At 63.9% G+C, this 26,074-nt stretch carries 21 protein-coding genes and 1 tRNA gene; 17 read left to right on the top strand and 5 right to left on the bottom strand.

Annotated elements, in window-relative coordinates:
• Nucleotides 1-24: 24 nt before the first annotated feature.
• On the bottom strand, nucleotides 25-2,190 hold the full coding sequence (locus tag J3D46_RS08935) for an ATP-dependent DNA helicase RecQ (protein ID WP_253466525.1): 2,166 nt from the start codon (nucleotides 2,188-2,190) through the stop codon (nucleotides 25-27).
• Between the two features lie 125 nt (nucleotides 2,191-2,315).
• On the opposite strand from J3D46_RS08935, the gene J3D46_RS08930 reads away from it, so the two are divergent.
• From J3D46_RS08930 to J3D46_RS08915, 4 genes are all read left to right on the top strand, one after another.
• Complete coding sequence (locus tag J3D46_RS08930) at nucleotides 2,316-3,734, top strand: phosphomannomutase/phosphoglucomutase (RefSeq protein WP_231343213.1); 1,419 nt, start codon at nucleotides 2,316-2,318, stop codon at nucleotides 3,732-3,734.
• 8 nt (nucleotides 3,735-3,742) lie between these two features.
• Nucleotides 3,743-4,198, top strand: a complete 456-nt coding sequence (locus tag J3D46_RS08925; protein WP_253466522.1) for a hypothetical protein — start codon at nucleotides 3,743-3,745, stop codon at nucleotides 4,196-4,198.
• A gap of 40 nt (nucleotides 4,199-4,238) precedes the next feature.
• Entirely contained in the window at nucleotides 4,239-4,709 is a 471-nt protein-coding gene (locus J3D46_RS08920; RefSeq protein WP_231343207.1) for an Rrf2 family transcriptional regulator, read from the top strand.
• 156 nt (nucleotides 4,710-4,865) lie between these two features.
• Nucleotides 4,866-6,023, top strand: coding sequence for a globin domain-containing protein (locus J3D46_RS08915; protein ID WP_253466519.1), 1,158 nt, complete (start codon nucleotides 4,866-4,868; stop codon nucleotides 6,021-6,023).
• Between the two features lie 93 nt (nucleotides 6,024-6,116).
• On the opposite strand, the gene J3D46_RS08910 is transcribed toward J3D46_RS08915, so the two are convergent.
• Entirely contained in the window at nucleotides 6,117-7,943 is a 1,827-nt protein-coding gene (locus J3D46_RS08910) for a phosphoenolpyruvate carboxykinase (GTP) (RefSeq protein WP_017198121.1), read from the bottom strand.
• A gap of 284 nt (nucleotides 7,944-8,227) precedes the next feature.
• On the opposite strand from J3D46_RS08910, the gene J3D46_RS08905 reads away from it, so the two are divergent.
• Nucleotides 8,228-8,301: transfer RNA gene (locus tag J3D46_RS08905), tRNA-Arg, on the top strand.
• A 162-nt stretch (nucleotides 8,302-8,463) separates the two neighbouring features.
• Here J3D46_RS08905 and J3D46_RS08900 read toward each other — a convergent pair.
• Nucleotides 8,464-9,192, bottom strand: a complete 729-nt coding sequence (locus J3D46_RS08900) for a FadR/GntR family transcriptional regulator (protein ID WP_253466517.1) — start codon at nucleotides 9,190-9,192, stop codon at nucleotides 8,464-8,466.
• Between the two features lie 338 nt (nucleotides 9,193-9,530).
• Here J3D46_RS08900 and J3D46_RS08895 point away from each other — a divergent pair, with 338 nt between their 5' ends.
• From J3D46_RS08895 to J3D46_RS08865, 7 genes are all read left to right on the top strand, one after another.
• Nucleotides 9,531-11,153 carry an ABC transporter substrate-binding protein gene (locus tag J3D46_RS08895; protein ID WP_374110784.1) on the top strand — a complete coding sequence of 541 codons (1,623 nt, stop codon included), beginning with the start codon at nucleotides 9,531-9,533 and terminating at the stop codon, nucleotides 11,151-11,153.
• 102 nt (nucleotides 11,154-11,255) lie between these two features.
• Nucleotides 11,256-12,212, top strand: a complete 957-nt coding sequence (locus tag J3D46_RS08890; RefSeq protein ID WP_024819607.1) for an ABC transporter permease — start codon at nucleotides 11,256-11,258, stop codon at nucleotides 12,210-12,212.
• Nucleotides 12,213-12,215: 3 nt separating this feature from the next.
• A complete protein-coding gene (locus tag J3D46_RS08885; RefSeq protein ID WP_253466515.1) occupies nucleotides 12,216-14,327 on the top strand; it encodes a dipeptide/oligopeptide/nickel ABC transporter permease/ATP-binding protein in 2,112 nt (703 codons plus the stop codon).
• On the top strand, nucleotides 14,324-15,130 hold the full coding sequence (locus tag J3D46_RS08880) for an ATP-binding cassette domain-containing protein (protein ID WP_231341342.1): 807 nt from the start codon (nucleotides 14,324-14,326) through the stop codon (nucleotides 15,128-15,130). Before J3D46_RS08885 ends, J3D46_RS08880 begins: the two co-directional genes overlap by 4 nt.
• 37 nt (nucleotides 15,131-15,167) lie before the next feature.
• Entirely contained in the window at nucleotides 15,168-16,085 is a 918-nt protein-coding gene (locus J3D46_RS08875) for a dihydrodipicolinate synthase family protein (RefSeq protein ID WP_253466513.1), read from the top strand.
• An 18-nt stretch (nucleotides 16,086-16,103) separates the two neighbouring features.
• Nucleotides 16,104-17,114, top strand: coding sequence for an ROK family protein (locus tag J3D46_RS08870; protein ID WP_253469186.1), 1,011 nt, complete (start codon nucleotides 16,104-16,106; stop codon nucleotides 17,112-17,114).
• On the top strand, nucleotides 17,111-17,797 hold the full coding sequence (locus J3D46_RS08865) for an N-acetylmannosamine-6-phosphate 2-epimerase (protein ID WP_253466511.1): 687 nt from the start codon (nucleotides 17,111-17,113) through the stop codon (nucleotides 17,795-17,797). The genes J3D46_RS08870 and J3D46_RS08865 overlap by 4 nt, the downstream gene beginning before the upstream one ends.
• Before the next feature lie 60 nt (nucleotides 17,798-17,857).
• On the opposite strand, the gene J3D46_RS08860 is transcribed toward J3D46_RS08865, so the two are convergent.
• Nucleotides 17,858-18,688 (bottom strand): sulfurtransferase, encoded by an 831-nt coding sequence (locus tag J3D46_RS08860; protein ID WP_253466509.1) that lies wholly within the window; start codon nucleotides 18,686-18,688, stop codon nucleotides 17,858-17,860.
• A 155-nt stretch (nucleotides 18,689-18,843) separates the two neighbouring features.
• Here J3D46_RS08860 and J3D46_RS08855 point away from each other — a divergent pair, with 155 nt between their 5' ends.
• The 5 genes from J3D46_RS08855 (at nucleotide 18,844) to J3D46_RS08835 (ending at nucleotide 24,540) form a co-directional block, all read left to right on the top strand.
• Complete coding sequence (locus tag J3D46_RS08855; protein WP_253466507.1) at nucleotides 18,844-20,301, top strand: NAD(P)/FAD-dependent oxidoreductase; 1,458 nt, start codon at nucleotides 18,844-18,846, stop codon at nucleotides 20,299-20,301.
• 70 nt (nucleotides 20,302-20,371) lie between these two features.
• Nucleotides 20,372-21,229, top strand: a complete 858-nt coding sequence (locus J3D46_RS08850; protein WP_253466504.1) for an ABC transporter ATP-binding protein — start codon at nucleotides 20,372-20,374, stop codon at nucleotides 21,227-21,229.
• Nucleotides 21,226-23,262: a YhgE/Pip domain-containing protein gene (locus J3D46_RS08845; RefSeq protein ID WP_253466501.1), complete on the top strand. Its 2,037-nt coding sequence runs from the start codon at nucleotides 21,226-21,228 to the stop codon at nucleotides 23,260-23,262. The genes J3D46_RS08850 and J3D46_RS08845 overlap by 4 nt, the downstream gene beginning before the upstream one ends.
• Complete coding sequence (locus tag J3D46_RS08840; RefSeq protein WP_253466498.1) at nucleotides 23,259-23,891, top strand: TetR/AcrR family transcriptional regulator; 633 nt, start codon at nucleotides 23,259-23,261, stop codon at nucleotides 23,889-23,891. The genes J3D46_RS08845 and J3D46_RS08840 overlap by 4 nt, the downstream gene beginning before the upstream one ends.
• 85 nt (nucleotides 23,892-23,976) lie before the next feature.
• Nucleotides 23,977-24,540: a hypothetical protein gene (locus J3D46_RS08835; RefSeq protein ID WP_253466495.1), complete on the top strand. Its 564-nt coding sequence runs from the start codon at nucleotides 23,977-23,979 to the stop codon at nucleotides 24,538-24,540.
• Nucleotides 24,541-24,618: 78 nt separating this feature from the next.
• Here the strand turns inward: J3D46_RS08835 and J3D46_RS08830 are convergent, their stop codons facing one another.
• Nucleotides 24,619-26,037, bottom strand: coding sequence for an FAD-binding oxidoreductase (locus tag J3D46_RS08830; RefSeq protein ID WP_253466492.1), 1,419 nt, complete (start codon nucleotides 26,035-26,037; stop codon nucleotides 24,619-24,621).
• Nucleotides 26,038-26,074: the final 37 nt, after the last annotated feature.

The raw sequence follows: 26,074 nt of genomic DNA, 5'->3' as shown, positions 1-26,074 counted from the left end.
GTCCTACCGGACTGGGCAGCCGCTCTACCCCGCTTGGGCCAGCGCCAGCGGGAGGACCGCACCCACACCAGCCTGGCGCAGTGCCCTGGCCGAGACGGTCATGGTCCATCGGCTGTCAATGAGGTCATCGACCAGCAGTACGGGCTGGCCCCCGGTACCTGCCAAGGCCTGGGCAAGTTCGGGACCGACCACGAGCCTGTCCCAGACCCCGGCCAGCCGATATGCACTGTTGCCTCCACGAGCTCCCGTTGGCCCACCGTGCTGGGGCTGCAGTTGCCCGAGGTAAGGCATCCGCCCAATACCGGCTATTCCCTGGGCCAAGGATTCGACCAGCTGCGGCTTGCTCCGTGACGGAATGCTGACAACTGCCGCAGGACGGCCGACCCCGCTCCACGGGGTTCCGCCTTCAGCCCCTGACCATTCGCGCAGTACCTGGACGCATGCCTGCAGCATGGCAGGGTCTACGGCGCGGTCCGGAGCGCCGGCGGCGAACAACTCCCGGAGGGCTCCGCCCCACCCGAGGTCGGTTAGCCGGGCCAGGATCCGCCCTTCGGACACGCTCTCGTCGGGCTTGATCTTGCCTTTGACCGCAACCCCGAGCCTATCCATGCCGCTGGGCCATTGAAGGCGTGGTTCCACGGCTATGCCGGCTCGCCGCAGGGTTTGTCCCGCGGTGTCGGCTGCCGAGGCTGCCACGTCCACGGGGAACCAACGGCCAGCGCAGTTGTCGCAACGGCCGCACGCGGCAGCTGTTTCGTCGTCCAGTACTGAGGTGATGAATTCCATTCGGCAACCTGCGGTGTCCTGGTAGATCACCATGGAGTCCTGCTCGTCCACACGCGCCTCGGCGATGCGCGCGTACCGCTCGGCATCGTAGTTCCACGGCATGCCGGTGGAACGCCACCCCCCGCCGACGCGTTCTACTGCGCCGTCAACTGCCAGGACTTTGAGGAGGAGTTCCAACGGCGTGCGGCGAAGATCCACCCGGGCTTCCAGCGCGACGGTAGAGAGGGCGGATCCTGCCTCCCCGAGGACGGCCAGTACGGCGTCGGCCTTTTCCGCGGATGGCATGGAGGCTGTGGCAAAGTACTGCCAGATTTCACGGTCCTCAGAGCCGGGAAGCAACAAGACGTCCGCGTTGGCTGCTCCACGTCCAGCACGTCCAACCTGCTGGTAATAGGCAACGGGTGAAGACGGCGCGCCAAGGTGGATGACAAAGCCCAGGTCCGGCTTGTCGAAACCCATTCCCAGGGCGGACGTGGCCACGAGGGCCTTCACCTGGTTGTCCTTGAGGAGTTGCTCAGCGCGTTCCCGGTCCGCGGGATCTGTCCGTCCCGTGTAAGACAGGACGTTGTGTCCCGCTTCTGCGAGGAGCCGGGCGGTGTCTTCTGCGGCCGAAACCGTGAGCGTGTAGATAATCCCGCTGCCGGGCATGTCGGCCAGGTGAGTCAGCAACCAACCCAACCGGTCCCGGGAATCGGGCAGGGTCAGAACGCCGAGGCGCAGTGATTCACGGCCGAGAGCACCCCGGATGGTCAGCACTCCGTCGCCGAGTTGTTCCTCGATGTCATGGACCACCCGGGAGTTGGCTGTGGCTGTAGTGGCCAGGACTGGCACGGATGCCGGCAACTGCGCGATGAGATCGGCAATGCGTCGGTAATCGGGCCGGAAGTCGTGCCCCCAGTCCGAGATGCAGTGAGCCTCGTCAATCACCAGGAGACCGGTACGACGGATGAGCTCCGGGAGCTGGTTCTCCCTGAAGGACGGGTTTGTCAGACGCTCGGGAGAAACCAAGAGGACGTCCACCTCGTCTGCGGCCAACTGGGCCAGGACTGTGTCCCATTCCAAAGCATTGGCAGAGTTGATGGCCACGGCACGCACACCTGCCCGCGCGGCGGCGGCAACCTGATCACGCATGAGGGCGAGCAGGGGCGAGACAATCAGCGTTGGACCCGCTCCCCGTCTCCGCAGCAGCAACGATGCGACGAAATAGACAGCTGACTTTCCCCAACCGGTTCGCTGGACAACCAACGCCCGCCGGCCGGCATCAACCAATGCCTCGATCGCTTCATACTGGCCGTCATGGAACTGCGCTTCGGGGTGCCCCACCAACTCCCGCAGGCACGCCAAAGCCTGTTGCTGGGTGGGTGATTGCACGGAAACGGCAGCGTTCTGGGAGTTGTAGGCCATCACCCCAGTATTCCAGCCGACCCTGACAGCCAGAACCGTTCATCCACGCTATGTGGACAACGGCTATCCACATAGCTCCCTTCCGCATTCATGCCCAATTGCGTTGCCACAGTAGGATTGAGCGCGTGACTAGCGAGCAGAACAAGACATTCGACCTCTCGGCATCCTTCAAGGCGTATGACGTCCGTGGGATCGTGGGTGAATCCATCACGGCTGAAATCGTCGAGGCCGTTGGCGCTGCCTTTATCGACGTCCTGGGCCTCGAGGGCGAGACCGTCCTGGTCGGCGGCGACATGCGTCCCTCCTCGCCCGAGTTCAGCCAGGCCTTTGCCAACGGCGCAGCCACGCGTGGAGCGAACGTCCAACTGCTGGACCTGATCTCCACAGATGAGCTCTACTACGCATGCGGCGCTTTGAACGCCGCCGGCGCCACGTTCACCGCCAGCCACAACCCTGCCGAATACAACGGCATCAAAATGGCCAAGGCCGGTGCCCAGCCCATCTCCTCCGAGTCCGGCCTGAAGGAAATCCAGGCCCTCGCAGAGCAGTACCTGAACTCCGGCACCATCCCTGCAGCGGCCAACCGCGGCGAGATCGGCGTGCACGACGTCCTGAAGGACTACTCCGAGTACCTGCGCAAACTCGTGGACCTTTCCGGCTCCCGTCCGCTGAAGATCGTCGTGGACGCCGGCAACGGCATGGCCGGCCTGACCACTCCGGCAGTCCTTGGAGACAAATTGCTCCCGGCACTGCCGTTCGAGATCGTCCCGCTCTACTTTGAACTGGACGGTTCGTTCCCCAACCACCCGGCCAACCCCCTGGAACCGGAAAACCTCCGTGACCTGCAGGCCGCTGTCATCAAGCACGGCGCGGACATCGGACTGGCCTTCGACGGCGACGCTGACCGCTGCTTCGTGATCGACGAAAAGGGTGAGTCGGTCTCTCCGTCCGCGATCACCGGCATGGTTGCCCGCCGGGAGATCGCCCGCGCCCAGGCAGCAGGGGAACACACCCCTGTGATCATCCACAACCTCCTCACGTCCAAGGCCGTGCCCGAACTGGTGGCCAAGGACGGCGGCCGTGCGGTACGGACCCGCGTGGGACACTCCTTCATCAAAGCCGTCATGGCCGAGGAAGGCGCCGTGTTCGGCGGGGAGCACTCAGCGCACTTCTACTTCCGGGATTTCTGGAACGCCGACACCGGCATGCTTGCTGCCATGCACGTCCTGGCCGCCCTCGGCGAGCAGGACGGTCCGCTCTCCGAGCTCGGCCGCCAGTACGAGCCGTACGTCTCCTCCGGTGAAATCAACTCGGAAATCGAGGACAAGGCAGGCGCAGTCGAGCGCGTCCGCATCGACTTTGAAACCGAAGACATCGACATCGACCACATGGACGGCAGCACGTTCGCGGCCAAGGATGGCAGCTGGTGGTTCAACCTGCGCCCGTCCAACACCGAGCCCTTCCTGCGCCTGAACGCAGAAGCCAAGGACCAGTCCACCATGGAAAAGATCCGCGACCGCGTCCTCGCACTGGTCCGGGCGTAGGTCCAGGCATGAGTGACCAGCCCGTCACCGATGGCGTTTCAGGAGAATCGGACCAGGATCGCGAACTCCGTGAAACCCTGGGAACCGCGCTTGGAACCGCCCAGGAGCATCTCCAGCAGAACGGCGGTTTCTTCCCGTTCGGAGTCACGTTGTCCGAGGACGGCGAGCTGCGGATAGTGATGATTGCTCCTGGCGAGCCGGACGAAAACGGTGACGTCGACGCCGGTCAGATGCTCTCGGACATCCAGGACCTTCTCCGCCAGGGCCGTGATGAGTTCCGGGCCATCGCAGTAGTAAGTGACGTCAGCCTGCCGGACCATGGATCTGACGGTATCCACGGCGCAGCCGAGCACCGGAACGGCGACGTTCTGGCCGCCATCATCCCGTACTCTCCCACGGCGGAGGGCTTTGCCTTCAGCGCGATGGAACCCGATACACACGAGCCATCCATCTGGGTGGACTAGACCCTAACCGTGAGCTGGACCCGACCCGTGAGCTGATCCCATGAAGATAAACGCGTTCGCAGATGTCAGCCTCCGCGCCATCATGGTGTTGGCCGCGGCTCCCGACGGTACGCTGTTGACCACCCAGGCAGTGGCCGACGCCGTCGGGACACCGTACAACCACGTCAGCAAGGCCATGGTCCGCCTGCGTGCACTGGGTTACATCGACGTCGAACGTGGCCGGTTGGGCGGTTCCCGGCTCAATGAATCCGGACGGCGGGCCACCGTCGGGGAAGTCCTTCGGCATTTGGACAGCCGGCAGGATCCGGCGGAGTGCCAATCTCCCACAAAGAATTGCCCGCTTATCACTGAATGCGGCCTGCGCCACGCGATGAATCGCGCCCGGGAGGCCTTTTACCGCGAGCTCGATACTGTGGTCATAGCTTCACTCCCCCACGCCCGCCAGATGAACCCGGTGTTCCAATCCATCGGGCTGCGCCCGGAGTTCAGGGTACCGGCCACCCAGCCGTAAGCGCCCTCGGCAACCCCGGAACGACTTCCCTGGCAGCTGGCCCCTTCACAGCTTGCACAACTCTTCTACGCAGTGTAGAAATTGAGGTATAAATATATGCATTTCAAATGCTTATATATCGGCCAGTCAAGGCTGACCCCTACACCCAGGAGAACCATGCTCTCGGAAAAGTCCCGGCCCATCATCGAAGCAACCCTCCCTTTGGTGGGTGCACGGATCGGCTCGATCACGGCCGACTTCTACCAGCGGCTTTTCGCAGCGCATCCCGAATTACTCGATGGCCTCTTCAGCCGATCCAACCAGCGTTCAGGCGATCAACAGCGGGCTCTCGCCGGGAGCATCGCGGCGTTCGCAACCCACCTGGTGAACAACCCCGGCACACTGCCCGAAAAGGTCCTCTCGCGGATCGCCCACAAGCACGCCTCACTCGGGATCACCGAGGATCAGTACGGCGTGGTCCATGAGCACTTGTTCGCCGCCATCGCCGCAGACCTGGCCGACGTCATCACGCCGGACATTGCGGAAGCCTGGACCGAGGTGTACTGGCTGATGGCCGACGCCCTGATCAAGCTCGAAAAGGACCTCTACGCTTCCCAGGCGAACACAAAAATGTGGACGCCTTGGCGCGTAACCGCCAAGGAAGCCGCGGGCGCGGACGCCATGACATTCACCCTGGAAGCTGCGGACGACACCCCAGCCACGGAAGCGATCCCGGGTCAATACATCAGCGTCAAGGTCCGCCTCAGGGACGGCCTGCGCCAAGTGCGCCAGTATTCGCTGTCCGGTGACACGGGCACCAACCGAACCTTCACCACCAAACTCAACGACGGCGGCGAGGTATCCACCGCCCTGCATGCCGGCGTCGAACCTGGCGACATACTGGAGATCTCGAACCCCTACGGCGAGATCACCCTCAAGGATGGCGATGGACCGGTCGTCCTGGCATCCGCGGGAATCGGATGCACTCCCACGGCGTCCATTCTGCGCTCGCTCGCGGAGTCCGGCACGGATCGGCAGGTTATGGTCCTCCATGCCGAGAAGACCATGGACAACTGGGCGTTGAGGGGCCAGATGACGGCAGACGCCGCGACGATCGACGCAGAGCTGCAGCTCTGGCTTGAATCACCCCATGCCGGTGCCAGCGAAGGCTTCATGTCCTTGCGGGAAGTAGACCTGCCCGCCGAGGCATCGCTCTACCTGTGCGGACCGCTCCCCTTCATGAAGAAAATCCGTGACGAAGCCATCGACGCCGGAATCCCGGCCACCCGGATCCACTACGAAGTGTTCGGGCCGGACGTTTGGCTCGCCAACTAAGGCACGCACATCACGACGGCGGCCCGTCACCTTTCCAACGAAAGGTGACGGGCCGTCGTCGTTCACTTAAGAACGCCGTTGTTCCTAAGAGGTCTAGCCCAGACGGGTCTTGAGACCGTCCAGCTCGGACTGGAGTGCCGCCGGGAGCGATTCGCCGAAGTTGGCGAACCATTCTTCGATGGACGCCAGCTCTGTTGCCCACTCTTCAGGGTCGACGCGAACAGCCGACTCAACCTCGGCCGGAGTCATGTCCAGGCCCTCGAGGTCGATGGACTCACCGGTCGGAACAAAGCCGATCGGGGTTTCCACAGCGTCGGCCTTACCCTCAAGGCGCTCGATGGCCCACTTGAGCACACGGGCGTTGTCTCCGAAGCCAGGCCAGGCGAAGCCGCCCTCGGCCGTGCGGCGGAACCAGTTGACCAGGAAGATCTTGGGCAGACGCTCCGGGTTGGCCTTGGCAGAGAGGTTGACCCAGTGGTTCAGGTAATCGCCTGCGTCGTAGCCGATGAACGGCAGCATGGCCATGGGGTCGCGGCGGACAACGCCAACGGCACCGGCGGCAGCAGCCGTGGTTTCCGAGGACAGCGTGGAACCCATGAAGATGCCGTTGGACCAGTCGCGGGCTTCGGTAACCAGCGGGATGGTGGTCTTACGGCGGCCACCGAACAGGATCGCGGACAGTTCCACGCCCTCCGGGCTGAAGTATTCCTCAGCCAGCATGTCGATCTGGTCGATCGGCGTGCAGAAGCGGGAGTTCGGGTGTGCGGCCGGAGCATCGGAGTCCGGAGTCCAGGACTCACCGCGCCAGTCGGTCAGGTGTGCCGGAGTTTCCTCCGTCATTCCTTCCCACCAGACGCCACCATCGTCGGTCAGAGCCACGTTGGTGAAGATGCTGTTGCCCTTGGCGATGGCACGCATGGCATTGGGGTTGGTGCCCCAACCGGTACCGGGAGCGACGCCGAACAGGCCGGCTTCAGGGTTGACGGCTCGGAGCTCGCCTTCCTTGCCGAAGCGCATCCAGGTGATGTCGTCTCCGAGGGTCTCAACCTTCCAGCCCTTGATGGTGGGATCGAGCAACGCGAGGTTGGTCTTGCCGCAGGCGGACGGGAAAGCAGCGGAGACGTAGTAGGTCTTCTGCTCGGGGGAGGTCAGCTTGAGGATGAGCATGTGCTCGGCCAGCCAACCTTCGTCGCGGGCCATTACCGATGCGATGCGCAGCGCGTAGCACTTCTTGCCCAGGAGGGCGTTGCCGCCGTAGCCGGAGCCGAAGGACCAGATGGAGCGCTCTTCGGGGAAGTGAACAATCCACTTGTCGGTGTTGCACGGCCACGCGACGTCGGCCTGGCCGGCTTCCAGCGGTGCGCCCAGCGAGTGCAATGCCGGAACGAAGAAAGCATCGGTCTGCGTGATGCGGTCAAGCACGTCCGTACCGATGCGGGCCATGATGCGCATGGAGGCAACAACGTAGGCGGAGTCGGTGATCTCGACGCCAAACTTCGGGTCCTCGGCATCCAGGTGGCCCATGACGAACGGAATGACGTACATGGTGCGGCCTCGCATGGAGCCGGCGAACAGGCCGCGCAGCTTCTGCTTCATCTCGGCCGGGGCCATCCAGTTATTGGTGAAGCCTGCGTCGCGCTCGTTCTCTGAGCAGATGAAGGTCTGCTCTTCAACACGGGCAACGTCAGCGGGGTCGGAGAACGCCGCGAAGGAATTCGGGAACGTTTCCGGGTTCAGCCGCTTCAGCGTGCCGGCCTCAACCAGTTCGTCCGTGAGCTTCTTGTTTTCTGCTTCGCTGCCATCAACCCAGTGGATGCGGTCCGGCTGAGTCAGCTCGGCAACTTCCTCAACCCAGGCCAGCAGGCGTGCATGCGTAGTAGGTGCCTTCTCAAGCAGCGGCAGTCGCGCCAGATCGCCCATTGCGGTTCCCTTCCTCGGGTTCAGTGGTGTGTCCTAAACGATAGGGGCCGCGGACCAGACCAATCCGCTGTCAGACATCGGACATCCGGAGGACGGAAAAGCAAAAACCGCTAGAACTCAAGGAGGAAGGTTCTCAAAAGCAGGTTTTAAGTGACTAAGGTCACGTAGACCGGTCTAGTTGCCTAGATTACAGCTTTTCGATTTGGAACTTCACATGAACTTCTGTAAAGTTTATTGAGGTTCGAGGGGGTCAGAGAAACAGACCGCCGAGAATCACACGAAATGCGCCCATAGCTCAGCTGGATAGAGCGTCTGTCTACGGAACAGAAGGTCAGGGGTTCGAATCCCTTTGGGCGCACAAATGAAGACCCGCACCGGTTCGCCGGTGCGGGTCTTTTGCTTTGCCCAAGTACCCACCCAAGTAGGGCAGCGGCGGGTGGGCAACACGCAGAACTAAACGGGCCGCCGTCGTACTTTCCAAAGAAGTACGACGGCGGCCCCTTGCGTTAACCGCGGACGCTTAGTCCCCAACGGCCTCGCTGATGCGGCGGCGGATGCCGTCAAAGTGCCGGTTGAGCAGTTCGGAGGCCATGACTTTGTCACCCGCGGCGACAGCACCATAGATTCCACGGTGCATCGCGGCAGTCTTCACCAGGTCCTCGTTGCCCGGACCGATCTCCACGTGGATCTTCCGGTACACCTTCCAAAACACGCCCATGAGGTTGATCAGGAGCTCGTTGTTCAGGGGTTCGAAAAGTCGGCGGTGGAATTCGGCGTCCGCAGCCACAAAGTTTTCGCCGGCAGCGGCGAGCTCTTCCATCTGTTTCACGGCGTCTTCGATGGAAGCGAGCTGCTCTTTGGTCATGACATCAATGGACGAGCCGATGAGCCCGGATTCCAGTGCCTGGCGCACATCCACCAACTGCAAGGCTTCCAAGCCCTGGTGACGCAGGGAGAGGCGGCCCCGGAAAGTCAGCCCGTCAGCCAAGGCGTCAAAGTTACTGGGGGCGACGAACATGCCGAAGCCGTGGCGGATTTCGATGACACCGAGGGCTTGCAGCACCTTGAGTGACTCGCGGAGCGTATTGCGTCCCACGCCGAGAGCGCCGGAAAGCTCACTTTCCGTCGGCAATGGATCGCCCGCCTCGAGCTCGCGCTCAAGGATCAATTCCATAATGTCCGACTGCAAAGCCCGCAGCCGGGCCTGTGCACTGAACCGCGCCTGCGGAACCACACTGGAAGTTGTCATGGCTTTCTCCTTGCCGATGCACTTGCCTTGAAGCGGGCGGAGGCCAGCCTTGGAAGCAAGTGCGGTGTTAATATTGAGGCGAGCTTAGTGCCCACCAAAGAATGAGTGACTCGCAACATACAATATCGGATGTCCCACCTCCGTCATAGCTATGTGCCGCGAAATCCTTGAGGTTTCCGTTCCGAACCGGCCGCAGCCGGCAATCCACAAGGCGTGCGCCAGCACCCTCAGCGCCGATTCACACTTGACGTCCCGTTGTGACCGCCCTTACAGTTTCAATACGAGCATCGGACGTCCTACATCCGATAACCCACGAAACGCGAATGGTGAGGCACCCTATGAGCAAGACGATCCACAGCCTGCCGCTGGTCAACGACGCCAGCCGCCGGAACTTCCTGAAGCTAAGCGGCGCAGTTGGTGCAGCAGCCGCCTTCACGGCAACCCTCTCCGCGTGCGGCGGCGCTGCCAGCACCACCACGGGCACGACCACCAATACCGCGGCAGTTAACAAGGACCTCACCATCGAGGCAGGCATCTCCTACGCGCTGTCCACTGGCTTTGATCCGCTGAGCTCCTCCGGAGCCACGCCGATGGCCGCCAACCTCCACATCTTTGAAGGCCTCATCGAGCTCCACCCCGCCACTCGGCAGCCCTACAACGCCTTGGCGGCGGCGGACCCCAAGAAGGTCAACGACACCACCTACCAGGTGACCATCCGCGACGGTGCAAAGTTCCACGATGGCTCCCCCGTCACCACCGAAGACGTCGCTTTCTCCTTCACCCGCGTGATGGATCCGGCGAACAAGTCCTTGTTCTCCCAGTTCATCCCCTTCATCCAGGACGTCAAGCCGCTGGATGCCAAGACGGTGGAGTTCACCCTCAAGTACGCCTTCCCCGGCTTCGGTCCCCGTATCTCGGTGGTCAAGATCGTTCCCAAGGCACTCGCCACCGACCTGAAGGCCTTCGACGCTTCACCGGTGGGATCAGGTCCGTACAAGCTCATCTCCGCAGTCAAGGACGACAAGATCGTCTTCGAAGCGTTCGCCGACTACAACGGCCCCAAGCCCGCACTGGCCAAGGGCATGACCTGGCTGCTGCTCTCCGACGCGGCCGCCCGCGTCACCGCCGTCCAGTCCGGCCGTGTCCAGGCCATCGAAGACGTTCCGTACCTGGACGTCGATGGCCTGAAGTCCAAGGTCAAGGTCGAATCCGTCCAGTCGTTCGGCATGCTGTTCCTGATGTTCAACTGCGCCAAGGCTCCGTTCGACAACAAGCTCGTCCGCCAGGCGTTGCATTACGGCATGGACAAGGAATCCATCATCAAGAAGGCGCTGTTCGGCAACGCAAAAGCCGCCAGCTCCTACTTCCAGGAAGGCCACCCGGATTACGTCAAGGCCAAGAATGTCTACGGTTACGACGCTTCCAAGGCCGAAGACCTGCTGAAGCAGGCAGGCGTTACCAGCCTTGAGTTCGAACTGCTCACCACGGACACTGCCTGGGTCAAGGATGTTGCACCGCTGATCCTTGAATCCTGGAACAAGATTCCGGGCGTCAAGGTCACCGTCAAGAGCCTCCAGTCCGGCGCGCTGTACAGCGACCGCGTGGGCAAGGGCGATTTCTCGGTGGTCGCGGCCCCGGGCGATCCCTCAGTCTTCGGCAATGACGCAGACCTCCTCCTGAGCTGGTTCTACTCCGGCGCAACCTGGATGGACAAGCGTGCTTTCTGGACCACCCCCGAGCGCACCAAACTGCAGGACCTCATGAACAAGGGCTCGCAGGCCTCCGGAGACGAGGCCAAAAAGATCGTCGGCGAAATCGTGGACATGGTGTCCGACGAGGTTCCGCTCTACCCCATCTTCCACCGTCAATTGCCCAGTGCCTGGGACGAGAAGAAGCTCAACGGCTTCCAGCCCCTGCCCACCACCGGCTTGTCATTCGTCGACGTCGGACGAACCGCCTAAAGCACCCTTCGAGTTGTGGGGCCCGCTCTGCGGCCTGAATCCCCCAAATAGCCCGCAGAGCGGGCCCCGCAACCAGCAGCACCCAACCAACCGGAGAACAAATTGGTCACGATATTGCGTCTGCTTGGCCGCAGGCTTGCAGCATTGCCATTGATGATCCTGGGCATTACGTTGCTCGTCTTCCTCGTCCTGCAGGCCGCCCCCGGCGACCAGGCAAGCTCCGCCCTCGGTGACGGCGCCAGTGAAGAAGCCAAGCAGCAGTACCGCCAGGACAATGGCCTGAACGATCCCCTGGTCCTGCAGTACTTCCGCTTCCTCGGAAAGCTCCTGCAGTTCGACCTCGGCGTCACCACCCCGCCGGCAAAGTCGGTGGCATCCATGATTGGCTCGGCGTTCCCCCTGACGCTCCAGCTCACCTTCCTGGGCGTGCTCATCGCGATCGTGCTTTCCCTCGCGTTCGGCATCCTCGGCGCCCTGTACCGCGACAAGTGGCAGGACCAGTTGGTCCGCGTCTTCTCCATTGCAGCGATCGCCACGCCATCGTTCTGGCTGGGCATCCTGCTCATCCAGTGGTTCGCGCTGGGCGAGAACCCGATGTTCCCCTCGGGCGGAATTGCGACGCCGGAGTCCGGCTTCGGCGGTTGGCTCAACTCGATGGCCCTCCCGGCCCTCGCGCTTGGCATCCCCGTCTCAGCATCGCTGATCCGGGTGGTCCGCACCTCGATGGTGGAAGAGCTGGACCGTGACTACGTCCGCACCGCCATCGGCAACGGCGTCCCCTACCGCGAGGTCGTCTCCAAGAACGTCCTTCGCAACGCGCTCGTCACCCCGGTGACCGTGCTGGGACTCCGCGTCGGCTACCTGCTGGGTGGCGCCGTCGTGATTGAAATGATCTTCGCCCTCCCCGGCATGGGCCAACTGATCCTCAACGGCATCACCAACCTGGACGTCAACCTGGTCCAGGGCGTGGTGCTCACCATCTCCGTCACCTTCGTTCTGGTGAACATCGTGGTGGACCTTCTCTACCTGCTTATCAACCCCCGAATCAGGACGGTATAGCTCATGCGCAGCAAGCTCGCAGAACGGCTAAGTGCCCCGGGCATTCGTTTCAAGGCCCTGCCCTGGGGCTCCCGTATCGCCCTGCTCTTCCTCATCATGATTGTTCTGGCGGCCATTTTCGCACCGGTCATCGCCCCGCACGATCCGCTGGAGACCTTCATTCCGGCCACCCCGCCGGGCGCAGAACACTTCTTCGGCACTGACCGGCTGGGCCGGGATATCTTCTCGCGCCTCCTCTTTGGTGCACAGTCATCGCTGATGATCGGCCTCGGCGCGGTGGCCTTGGCCATCCTTGCCGGTGCGCTCCTCGGCTCCTTCGCCGCGACGTCCAGCAAGTCCGTGAACGAGATCATCATGCGGCTCATGGACATCCTCATGGCATTCCCCGGCATCGCGCTGGCGGCCGTGCTGCTGGCTGCTTTCGGCAACTCGGTTCCCACCATCATCATCGCGATCGCCATCATCTACACCCCGCAGCTGGCCCGAGTGGTCCGCGCCAACGTCCTGGCCCAGTATGGCGAAGACTACGTCCGTGCCGAGCGCGTGATTGGTGCAGGACGGTTCTACATCCTGGTCAAGCACATCGTCCGCAACACCGCAGCTCCGGTACTGGTGTTCGCCACGGTCATGGTGGCCGACGCCATCATCCTCGAAGCCTCGCTGTCCTTCCTCGGCGCAGGCGTCCAGGACCCGGCGCCATCATGGGGCAACGTCATTTCCTACGGCCGCAACCTGGTCCTGTCCGGCGGCTGGTGGGCCACCACCTTCGCCGGTGTCACCATCTTGTTGACGGTGCTCTCCTTGAACATCCTGGCCGAAGGCCTCACCGACGCCATGGTGAACCCGAAACTGCGCCGCGCACCCGTAGTAAAGGACGACGACGGATCCACCGCCATTGTGGCCGTGGACACCGAGGTCGCAACCTCCGTCGCCCAGCCCTCCGTAGTTGAGGAACACGAGCTCGACGGCGTCCGTGCCGCTTCCGGCGACACCGCCACTTCTGAGGTGGGCACGTCAGCCGTCCTCACCGATGTGAAGCTGGCCGCCGCCAACCCGCACCTCCTCCTGGACCGCGAGTTGGAGCTCCTGGCAGCCATCGAAGCGAAGCGTACCGACCGCCTCCCGCAGGTCTCTTCCGGGGCACGCAATGTGCTGGAAGTGAAGAACCTGTCCATCCGCTTCCCCGGCCGCTTCGGCGACATCGCAATCGTGGACAACGTCTCCTTCACTGTCCGCGAAGGCGAGACCATGGGCCTGGTGGGTGAGTCCGGTTGTGGCAAGTCCATCACCTCGCTCGCAGTCATGGGCCTGCTGCCCAAGACCGCCCAGGTCACCGGTTCCATCAAGTTCGATGGCAAGGAACTCCTGGACTCCGCCACCAAGCACAGCAACCCCAAGGCCTACGAGGGCCTGCGCGGTGAGCAGATCGCCATGGTCTACCAGGACGCGTTGAGCTCCCTGAACCCGTCCATGAAGATCAAGGACCAGATGGAACAGCTGACCAAGCGCGGGGGTCGCAAGACTCCTGCCGAGCTGTTGGACATGGTGAAACTGGATCCCGTCCGGACCCTCGCCAGCTACCCGCACGAGCTCTCCGGCGGCCAGCGCCAACGCGTGCTGATCGCCATGGCCCTGTCCCGTTCGCCGAAGATCGTTGTTGCTGACGAGCCCACCACCGCCCTGGATGTCACCGTCCAAAAGCAGGTTGTGGATCTGCTCAACGAACTGCGCGAACAGCTCGGTTTCGCGATGGTGTTCGTCAGCCACGACCTCGCGTTGGTGGCCTCCCTGGCCCACCGCATCACGGTCATGTACGCCGGCCAGGTGGTTGAATCCGCACAGGCCTCCGAACTGCTGCAGAACCCCAAGCACGAGTACACCCGCGGCTTGCTGGGTGCGGTCCTCTCCATCGAGGCCGACGCTGTCCGCCTCCACCAGATCCCCGGCACTGTCCCGTCCCCGCGGGACTTCGCAACAGGAGACCGCTTCGCGGCCCGCTCGCTGCGCGCCGACGCCGATCCCCACCAGACGCTGGTCCTCACCACGGTTGCCACAGCGAACGGAGACGATGCCGACCACTACTGGGCCAGCCATTTGAAGGAGGACGCGAAATGAGTGAATCAACCGGAAAGCCGGTCATCGAGCTCAAAGACGTCAAGGTCTACCACCATGCACGCACCGGTGGCCTGTTCCGCCCGAACATCGTCAAAGCCGTGGACGGCGTGGACTTCACCATCAGCCGCGGCGAAACCGTGGGCATCGTCGGTGAGTCCGGCTGCGGCAAGTCCACGCTCGCTTCAGTGCTCGTGGGACTGCAGCCGCCGACGTCGGGCAAGGTTCTGTTCCATGGAAAGCCCGCCATCAAGCGGAACGCAGCGATGCGCAAGCAGTTCGGCCGCTCAGTTTCCGTGGTCTTCCAGGATCCGGCGACGGCACTGAACCCCCGCATGACCATCCAGGACATCCTGACGGATCCGCTGCAGATCCATGGCATCGGCAACGCAGCCTCCCGCGCTGCCAAGGTCAAGGAACTGTTGGCGCTGGTTGGCTTGCCGCAATCGGCAGCTGAAGTGACGCCGTCGCAGGTTTCCGGCGGCCAGCGCCAGCGTGTGGCGATCGCCCGCGCACTGGCCTTGGATCCGGACATCATCGTGGCGGACGAGCCGACGTCGGCCCTGGACGTTTCGGTTCGCGCGCAGGTCCTGAACCTGCTGTCCGACCTGAAGACCCAGCTGAACCTCGGCATGGTATTCATCTCGCACGACATCCAGACCGTCCGGTACGTCTCGGACCGCATCTGCGTCATGTACTTCGGCAAGATCGTCGAGCAGGGCACAGCCACCCAGGTCTTCGACAACCCCAGCAACGACTACACCAAGAAGCTGCTCGGCGCCGCGCCGAGCCTGCTCCACATCTAGTTTTTCCCTTCACAAGCTACAAACAACGGAGAATTCTGTGTCCACTCAGTTCCAGGGCGTCATCCCCCCGGTCATCACCCCCCGCCACGCCGACGGCAGCATCGACACCGCGTCGCTGAAGAACGTCACCAAGCACCTGATCGACGGCGGTGTGTCCGGACTTTTCGTCCTGGGCTCCTCCGGCGAAGTCCCCTACATGACCAACGACGAGCGTGAGCTGGTGGTCTCCACCATCGCCGACGCCAACGCAGGAGCCGTCCCGCTGATCGTGGGCGCCAACGAACAAACCACCAACCGCGTCATCGAAGAAGCGCGCAAGGTGGTTGACCTCGGCGCCGACGCGATCGTGGTCACCTCCATGTACTACGCCATTGGCAACGCCGCGGAGACCGAAACGCACTTCCGCAGCATCCACGCCGCCATCGAGAAACCGATCTTCGCCTACGACGTCCCGGTCCGCACGCACTTCAAGCTGCCCACCGACCTCCTGGTCCGCCTCGGCCGCGATGGCGTCCTTGCCGGCGTCAAGGACTCCTCCGGCGACGACGTCTCCTTCCGCCAGCTGCTCCTCGCGGCAAAAGACATCCCCAACTTCGACATCTTCACCGGTCACGAAGTTGTGGTGGACGGCGCCCTCCTGGGCGGCGCGCAGGGTGTTGTCCCCGGCCTCGGCAACGTTGACCCGGCCGGCTACCGTCGACTGTTCGACGCCGCCCAGGCTGGCGACTGGGCTCTCGCGGCAAGGGAGCAGGACCGCTTGGCCGACGTCTTCGAGATCGTCTACACCCCCAATGGCCGCGTGTCCGGCGGAGCCGCTGGTCTGGGTGCGTTCAAGACCGCGCTGCAGGTGATGGGTGTCATCGAGTCCAACACGATGAGCTCGCCGATGCTTTCCCTGAACGATTCCGAGACGGCTGCAATTCGTTCAATTCTGGAGCGGAACGGGCTGGTCTAAGGTTCCATGACCGCTTCCATGACCCATGTGATCGGCGTTGACCTCGGCGGCACGAAAACCGCCGCCGGGGTTGTTGCCCCTTCTGGCGACGTGTTGATGTCGGAGACCATTCCGACGTTGAACCGGGCTGGTGGCGAAGCCATCCTCGATGCCACCGCTGCGCTGATCGCGGGCTTGGTGGAGCGCGCTGCCGACGCCGGACTTTCGGTTTCCGGCGTCGGCATCGGCTCCGCGGGGGTTATTGACGCTGTTGTTGGGTCCGTTGTGTCTGCGACCGACGCGATTCATGGCTGGGCCGGGACTGCGCTTGTGGCCGGGCTTGCTGCGCGGCTTTCGCTGCCGGCTGCTGCGGTGCGGGCCGTCAACGACGTCCATGCGCACGCTCTCGGCGAAGCCTGGCTTGGCGCGGCGGCAGGTTCCTCCAGCTCACTCATGGTGGCGTTCGGGACGGGCGTGGGCGGCAGTTTTGTCTTGGACGGCGCTCCCGTCTTGGGGCACCGTTTTGTCGGCGGGCATGTGGGGCACTTTGCTTCACCCCTTGCGGTGTCTTCCGGGCGTCCTTTGGCCTGCGTTTGCGGTGGAACCGGGCACGTCGAGGCGATCGCTTCCGGGCCAGCCATCCATGAGGCGTACTTGCGGTTTGGCGGGTCTTCGGACGAGGCTGTGGACACCCGGGGCGTGTTTGCCCTTGCCTCTTCTGTCCCTGACGCGCACGACGGCGGTGCTGGCGCTGACTCCGCTGGCAGCCGTGCCGCCGCTGTGCGTGCCATCGGTGTTGGCGCAGCCGCTGCCGGACAAGCCGTGGGCGGACTCATCAACATCCTTGACCCTGAAACTGTGGTGGTCTCCGGTGGTCTGGCCGACGCCGGAGAGCTCTGGTGGAATCCCATGGAAGCTGCCCTGCGCCAGGAACTCCTTGCCCCGTTGACTTCCGTGCCCGTAGTCCGGGCCACCCTTGGCAACACAGCCGCCATCGTTGGCGCTGCGAAACTCGTCCTTAAGCCGTCCGTAAGTAAGGGAACATCATGATCCTCACACCCGAAGGCCTTGAAGCCCTCCGCTCCCAACTGATCGTTTCCTGCCAGGCATACCCCGGCGAGCCCATGCGCGATCCCCGCACCACCGGCCAGGTGGCCGCATCGGCTGTCATCGGTGGCGCTGCGGCTGTCCGCGTACAAGGGTTGGCCGACGTGCAGTTCACGCGTGCCGCCGTCGAAGTTCCGGTCATTGGCCTCTGGAAAGACGGCCACGACGGCGTGTTCATCACCCCCACGCTCCGTCATGCACTCTCCGTGGCGAATGCCGGGGCTCATGTGGTGGCGATCGATGGAACGCGCAGGGCACGCCCGGATGGGCTTTCCCTCGCCGAAACGGTGGCCGGCATCCACGCTGGGTCCCACGCGCTGGTGATGGCCGATTGCGGGTCCCTCGACGACGCAGCGGCAGCTGTTGAAGCCGGGGCAGACCTGATCGGGACGACATTGGCCGGCTACACCGGCGAGCGCCCGAAAACGAACGGCCCGGACCTGGATTTGTTGGAGCAGATCGCTTCCGCCGGACTGGGCAAGCCGCTCATCGCGGAGGGCCGTATCCATACCCCGGCTCACGCGCGGCATGCCCTTGATGCCGGTGCGTTCGCCGTAGTGGTGGGGACTGCGATCACCCACCCGGCGTCGATTACGGGCTGGTTCAAGGGCGCGATGCACGCGTAACCCTGTGTTGCTAGGCCCGCTCTGCGCCCCAAAACCCACGCCAAGCCCGCAAAGCAGGCCTCACAACCCCGGTGACACCCCCTCCACTGGCCGCTCCTGCGCGCGGGAGTACTGGGACCATCCGCCGACGAACAGCTTGCCGTGGCCCATTCCCAGTTGTTCCATCATCAGCAGGTTGTGGCAGGCGGTCACCCCTGAGCCGCAGTAGGAGACAGTGTTCCCTGCGGACAGAACGCCAGGGCGTTCGAAGTTCGCGCGAATCTCAAGCTCGGGCAGCAGATGTCCCAAAGGGTGGAGGTTTCCGCGGCACGGGACGTTCACGGCCCCGGGTATGTGTCCAGGGCGGGGGTCCACGGGATCCTGGAGTCCATCGAAGCGGTCACGGTTGCGCGCGTCGATGACGGGGTACATGCCGTCAGATAACTCGGAGATTTCGGTGAGCAGGCGCCCGGGCCAGGATTGTGTCGAGAAAAACCCTCTGCGTGGCGGAGGTGTTTGGGCTGTGAGCTCTCCCGGGTAAGCGGCCATGCCTCCGTTGAGGATCGCTGCATTGTGTCCCGTCGACCGGAGCATCCACACGAGCCTGGCCGCGATGACTCCACCTGCGTCGTCGTAGGCGATCAGCGCATCCGAGTCACTGATACCCGCTTGCCGCATGCCCTCGGCGAATACTTCGGGGTCCGGCAACGGGTTCCTCCCGGCCTCAGGGGATGCCGGCCCGGACAACCACTGGTCCAGGTCGATGAAGACGGCCCCGGGAAGATGGCCGCGCCGATACGCATCGCTCCCGGATGAGCCATCGAGATACCAGCGGCAATCTGCAAGAACGAACTTCCCGGGGTTGTCCGCGCACCAACTCCAGTCGACAAAAGGTTTCAGCTCTTCTTCCATGCACCCCAGATTAGTCAGCCGTCCCATATTTTGAGATACAGATCCCACTATTCGGACAAACGGCTCGGTGCGAGGCCCGCTCTGCGCCCCAAAAGCCACCTCAAGCCCGCAAAGCGGGCCTCACAACCCATGCTCACCCGGCGTAGGCTTTCCCCATGACTGCCGAGAGCTCCCGGGAATTCGATGTAATCGTGATCGGCGCGGGCGCCGTGGGGGAAAACGTAGCGGACCGGGTGGTCCGAGGCGGCCTGACGGCGGTGATTATCGAGAGCGAATTGGTGGGCGGCGAGTGCTCCTACTGGGCGTGCATCCCGTCCAAGGCATTGCTCCGGCCAGGAAGTGTCCTGCACGCCGCGCAAGTTGTCCCGGGCGCGTCCGAGGCCGTTACCGGGGTGGTCGATGCCCCGGCCGCACTCAAGCATAGGGATTGGTTCACCAATAACTGGCAGGACGGCAGCCAGGTGGAATGGCTGGACAGCGCCGGCATCGAGTTGATCCGTGGACGCGGCCGCATCACCGGCCCCCGCGAGGTCCAGGTTGATGGCCTCGACGGCAACAGCTACGCGCTCAAGGCACACCATGCCGTGGTGGTCGCGACGGGATCAACCCCCACCATCCCCGATATCGAGGGCTTGAAGGACGTCCCGTTCTGGACGACCCGCGGGGCCACGGCAGCCAAGGAAGTCCCCCGGCGCTTCACCGTGCTCGGCGGCGGCGTGGCGGGTGTGGAAATGGCGCAGGCGTTTGCCCGTCTCGGCTCCGACGTGACCCTGATTGCCCGCGGCCGACTGCTGAGCAGTTACCCGGAGGAAGCCGCGAACCTGGTCCTGGCCGGGCTCCGCGCCGATGGCGTGTCCGTCCACGTTCATACCGATGTCCAGAAGGTCGGGACGAACGACGACGGCTCGGTGACGGTCGCGTTCGACGGCAAGACAGTCACCGCCGATAAGCTCCTGGTGGCCTCGGGAAGGCACCCCGCCTTGGCCAACCTGGGCTTGGAGAATGTGGGCGTCGAGGCTCAGAACGGCAAACCACTCCGGCTTACCACCGAATCCAGCGGACTCGTTGAAGGCCCAGCGAGCGATGGCACGAGCGGGCTCTGGCTTTATGCCGCCGGTGACGCCGCCGGCAAGGTACTCCTGACCCACCAGGGCAAGTACGAGGCCCGCGCTACCGGTGACGCCATCGTGGCCCGGGCCAACGGCAAGCTCAAGGGCACGCCCCAGCCGTGGAGCCCGTGGGCCCACACCGCCAACGATCACGCGGTCCCGAGCGTGGTGTTCACCGACCCCGAGGTCGCCTCCGTGGGCCCAAGCCTGGAGCAGGCGTTGTTGCAGGGCAAGAACGTCACCGGCGTGGAACTCCCCATCAACGTATCCGGTTCCCAGCTGCACTCCCCTGATTACAAGGGGTGGGCGCAGATCGTGGTGGATGAGGATCGCAAGGTCATCCTCGGTGCCACCTTCGTAGGCCCGGGGGTGGCCGAACTCCTCCACTCGGCAACCATAGCCATTGTTGGCGAGGTTCCCTTGGACAGGCTCTGGCACGCGGTTCCCTCGTATCCCACCATCAGCGAAGTGTGGCTGCGACTCTTGGAAAAGTACGGACTCTAATTTCTATTTGAACTGACCAGTCAGTTCAGTTAGACTTTTCGCAGACACCATTTCTGCGAAAGGCTTCATTGTGCTGTCCGTACAGCAACTCCAGATCAACGGCCGCCGGGACGATCTCCTTCCAGCCACGTCCCTTCAAGTCCGCCGCGGCGAACTCCTGCTCGTTGCCGGAGAGGGCCAGGACCAGCGGACGGCCCTGGCGTTGGCCTTGAGTGGCCGCATGAAGCCAAGCAACGGCGTCCTCAGCTGGGACACCACCACCAAGACCAAGAAGATCCGCCTCGCAAGCGCCCTCGTGGACTCCCCCGGCGTCAACGAGCCCGAGCAGCACCTCAGCGTCCGCGACCTCGTCACCGAAGACCTCTCCCTCATCCCCCGCCGCTACCGCGGTGCACTGCTGAGCAAGCCGTGGCTGAAGGTCAACAGCTTCGAGGACATCGCGGGACTCTGGATCGAACAGATTCCGGCCGGCCGCCGCCTTGAACTCCTGACCGCGCTTGCCTTGGCTGATCCAGCCACCGACCTCCTCGTGGTTGACTCCCCGGACCGCCACAGCGCCGATCCCGCCGCGTGGTTGCCGCGACTTCAGGCGCTGGCGTCCGACGCCGGGCGGCCGCTTGCCGTCGTCGCCGTCGTAGGTGCCCTCCCGGAGAACTGGACCGGAGCCGCAGCGGTGATCGGCAACTCTGTCGCTCACCCCCCTGAACCGGAAGCGGAACCCGCCCCCTCCGAACCTCAGCCCGCCCAGCCAAAGCCGGGCACCGCCGTCGAGCTCCAGCCGGCCGCCAAGCTCCAGCCGGCCGATGAGCCCAAAGCCAAGCACGCGGCCAAGCCGGCCCCGGAAGACCCGGAAACGCCCGAAACTCCAGCAGCACCTAAAGCCGCTGCCGAACCTGACTCCGAAAACCTCCAAAGGACTGCAAAGTGACTGTTCTGCGGCTCGCCCGCTCCGAACTCAAGCGCATGACCGGCGGGCTCCTGCCCAAGCTGACCATCCTCGCCCTGACCATGGTGCCGTTGCTCTACGGCGCCGTGTACCTTTACGCGAACTGGGATCCGTACGGCAACCTGAACCAGATCGACGCGGCTTTGGTAGTCGAGGACACAGGCGCCACATCATCGGACGGCACCGAGCTGCAGGCCGGCCGGAAAGTAGCGGACAGCCTGGTTGAGGGCCACGTCTTCAACTGGAAGCCGGTCTCCAGCGCCGAGGACGCAGACGCCGGTGTCCGCACGGGCGAGTACGCCTTCGCGCTGCGGATCCCCAAGGACTTCTCCGCCAACCTGGTCTCCCCCGGCAGCTTCGACGCCGCCAACCAGGCCATGCTTCACGTCACCACCAACGACGCCAACAACTACCTGTTGAGCACCATCGTGGACAAGCTCACCACGGCCGTGCATTCCACCGTGGCAAAGGAAGCGGGCGAGGAAACCGCCAACCAGCTCCTCACCGGGTTCGGCACCATCCATTCGTCGATCGTGAAAGCGGCGGACGGAGCCTCGGAACTGGCCACGGGCGTGGGGAAGCTGAGCGACGGCGCCGCCACCCTCCACGACGGCACCACCCAGTTGGTGACGGGTGCCGATCAACTCGTGGCGGGGCAAACCAAGCTGCGTGACGGTGCGGTGCAACTCAACACCGGCGCCAGCCAGTTGAGTTCAGGCCTCACGGAACTGAAGAACAAGACCTCCACCCTCCCGGCCGACTCCAAGAAGCTGGCCGACGGTGCCGCGCAAGTAGCCGCCGGCAACGCCGAGCTGAACGCGAAAGTCCAGGACGTCGTCGGGCAGCTTGAAGCGGCGGACAAGGGCCTCCGGAACCGCGTCGTCGAGTCCAACGCCCGGCTGGTTACCGCTGGCGTGCTGACCCAGGAGCAGGCCGACAAGGTCCTGGCGGACTTCGACGCCGCTGCTGCTTCGGGCCCCGTCACGGACGCAAAGGCCAAGATTTCCGGCGATGCCGCCAAGATCCAGCAGCTCTCGGACGGTTCGGCCGCCGTGAGCGCGGGAGCTTCCAAGCTCGCCGCGGCAACACCAACGTTGACCGACGCCATCTCGCAGGCTGCTGCCGGTGCCGGACAACTGAACACCGGTGCAGCCACGCTGGCTGCCGGCCAGCAGACCGCTTTGGACGGTGCTGCCAAGCTCGACGACGGCGCCCGCCAACTGGACGACGGCGCGGGACAGCTTGCCAGCGGTGGAGTCACAGCCTCCGACGGCGCCCACACCCTGGCCACGGAACTGGCCAAGGGCGCGGGAGAGATCCCCAACCCGAATGATGAGCAGAAGAGCAGCGTGTCCAAGGTGATCGCTGATCCCGTCGCCGTGGACAACGTTTCCCAAGCCAAGGCAGGTTCCTACGGCGCCGGCCTGGCACCCTTCTTCCTGACCCTGGCACTGTGGATCGGCGTCTTCATGCTGGTCCAGGCCATGCGGCCCATCACCCAGCGGGCCTTGGCGTCCAACGCCCCCGCCTGGAAAATCGCCGTCGGAGGCTGGCTGCCGTTCTTCGTCGTCTCGGTCCTGCAGGCCACCATCCTCACCCTTGTAGTGAACCTGGGTCTCGGCTTGAACCCCGCCCACCCCATCGGAATGTGGCTGTTCATGTTGGCCGCGGTGATGGCGTTCAGCGCAATCATCCAAGGCATCGTGGCGCTGATGGGGACACCGGGCAAGTTCGTGGTGCTGATCCTGCTGGTCCTGCAACTGGTGTCCTCGGGCGGCACGTTCCCGTGGCAGACCACCCCCATGCCGCTGCACGTGGTGCACGAGGTCCTGCCCATGGGTTACGTGGTCACCGGCATGAGGCACTTGATCTACGGAGGCGAACTCAGCATGATCTGGCCGACTGTCCTTGGCCTCCTTGGATACACTTTGCTGGGAATGGCGCTGTCCACGCTCGCCGTCCGCAAGCACAAGGTGTGGACCCTCAAGACGCTGAAGCCGGAGATCGCAGTATGAGCACCACTCAGCCCGTCCCCGCCGGCCCTGCAGAAAAGAAGCTCCGGCCGGAACGCACCAACGCCACCAAGCAGCGCCTGTTTGAAGCCTCCATGGAGCTGATCGGCGAGCGCGGCGCCGCGGGGGTAACGGTGGACGAAATCGCCGCCGCGGCCGGGGTCTCCAAGGGCACTGTCTACTACAACTTCGGCAGCAAATCGGACCTCATCGCCCAGTTGCTCCGGCACGGCGTGGACATCATGCTGCTCCGGCTCCAGGATGTTCGTGGACAGGCCAGCGACCCCTTGGAGTCCATGAACAACATGGTGGGCCAGGCCATGGAATTCATGGACGACTACCCCTCCTTCGCACGCTTGTGGGTCAGTGAAAACTGGCGCACGCCCGGCGAGTGGAGCGCCGTGTTCGCCGAACTCCGTGCTGAGCTGCTGGCCGTGATCGGCTCGGCTGTGGAAAGCGTGGCGGCCGGGTACAAGGTCAACGAGTCCATTGCCCGCGGCTCCTTGGAGGCGGCGATCTTCGGGGCAATCTTTGTGGTGGGCCTGGATCGTCAGACATACAACCCGGAGCGGACCCGCGAGCAAAGCGTCGCAGCTGTGATGACCATCATGCACGGATACGTCATCAAGTAACTGGCTGTCCCTAACGGTATTCAACTGCAATGTACGACGGCGTGGCGCGGCCACTCGGTCGGCGATGATTAACCTCATGCGTCACATGGGGAACAGCGGGAAGCTTGCGGTGGTGGCCGCGTTCGTCTCCCTCGGGCTGTTGGTACTGGCAGCGGTGGTGCTCGAGGAACTGGTGTTGTACCTGTTCCTCGGCGCTGTGCTGGTCTGCTATCTTGCGTCCCTCGTCCAGGTCTTCAACCGCCGCCGCTACCTCGTGGTCCTCCTTGGCGCAGTGGGCACCAGCCTCTTCATTGGCTGCAGCATCGCGTTCCTGAGGATGTGGGGCATCGCCTTCAACCAGGATGCCAACGCCTTGGGCAGTGCCAGCAGCACCCAGGACTCCGACATCTACTTCTACCTGGCTGCCGCGGCCGGTGTTGGGACACTGGCGGTGCTGTTCCTCGGGGCCGTAGTGCCCTCGTTCGGATCGCGTGCCGCTGTCCCAACCAAACGACCCTCGACGACGGCAAAGCGCACCCCAGCGCCGCGCAAACCGGCGCCCCGCGCCGGGACACCCGCTAAGCGCCCCGCACCCCGTACGCCAACGACGCCAGCCAAGCGGCCGGCGTCGAACGCTTCCGCCCAACGCAAACCGGCCCCCAAACGCTAACCACCCTGCATTGCGAGGCCCGCTCTCCACGCATCCCAGGGATCTAAACGCGCAGACCAGGCCCCACAACGGGGAGACTCAGGAGTCGAAACCCAGCCCCACGGCGTCGAGCGCTTTGAGGATGAGGTTCCGTTTCCCCTGGTTGTGGTCGGCCCGGTCCATGGACCACCGGGTCAGGTTGATGCCCAGGGAGGCCAGCGGCTCAGGCGGGAATGGCAGCGGGCGTTTCCGGACCATCTCCACCCGCGTGCGCTCGGTGTCGAGGCCGGCCAAAAGATCCAGGAGCACATCGGCAGCAAACGCCGTGGCACCCACACCCAGCCCGGTGAACCCGGCAGCGTACGCCACACGGCCCTTCCGCGCAGTGCCGAAGAACGCGCAGAACTGTGTGCTCGAATCGATGGGGCCAGCCCACTTGTGCGTGAACTTCAGGCCCTCCAATTGCGGGAACGTGGTGAAGAAGTGGGAGGCGATCTTCTCCCACGTGGCGGGCTGATGCTCGTGCCGCTGGTCCACCCGCCGACCCCAGAAGTAGAGCGCGTCGTATCCACCGAACAGGATCCTGTGGTCCTTGGTGATGCGGTAGTAGTGGAACTGGTTGGCCACGTCCCCGATGCCTTGCCGTTTACCCCAGCCGATGGACTCCAGTTGTTCCGCAGTGAGGGGCTCGGTCATGAGGGCGTAGTCGTACACCGGCACGGTCATGAGTTGGTTCCGCTTGAGCAGGGATGGAAACACATTGGTGCCAAGGACGACGTGCCCGGCCTCAACGCTCCCCCGTTCGGTAACCACAGTGACGCCGTCCTCATGGTCCTTGAGTTCACGCACGCGCGTGCCTTCAAAGATCCGCACACCCAACTCCGTTGCCACCCGCGCAAGTTCGAGGCCGAGCTTGTACGGATGGACCATCGCCACGGAGTCCTTGTGCCAGCGGCCCGCCAGGTAGGTAGGCGAGTTGACCTCGGCCTGGATGGCTGCCTGGTCCAGGAAGACGCTCCCCGGGCTGTCGTCGTCCTTGAGCCAGGCAACCTGGTGGGGTTCGACAGCAACGTTGAGCTCACCCGTCCGCTCCCAATCGCAGTCCAGGCCGTATTTCTCCACGGCTTCCTGCATGCGGTCCAGGTTTTCCATGCCCAGCCGGTCAAGGGTCTCCAGCTCGTCCGGCCAACGGTTCCTGCCATTCTCATGGCCGTGGGTGAGGCTGGCCTCGCAGAAGCCGCCGTTGCGGCCGGACGCGGCCCAGGCCACGTGTTCTGCTTCCACCAGGATCACTGTCCGGCCGGGGTCGCGTTCCTTGGCACGCAGCGCCGTCCAGAGGCCGGTGTATCCGCCACCAATGATCACAAGGTCGGCGGCAGCATCGCCGTCGAGCTGGGGGTAGCGAGTTGCTGAGTCCTTCAGGTCGTCGATCCAGAAAGGCCGGTGGGCGGCACCTTCCAGCGCACGGGATACGACGGCGGCCTGCGGGACATTCCGTTCGAAAACGGTGGTCTTCACGGGAGGTTCTCCTGTTTCAATCGTTGATCTAGGAACC

Source organism: Paenarthrobacter sp. A20 (assembly GCF_024168825.1).
Lineage (GTDB): Bacteria > Actinomycetota > Actinomycetes > Actinomycetales > Micrococcaceae > Arthrobacter.
Note: the sequence above shows the minus strand (reverse complement) of the source record. Positions and strands in the feature narration are given on the sequence as shown.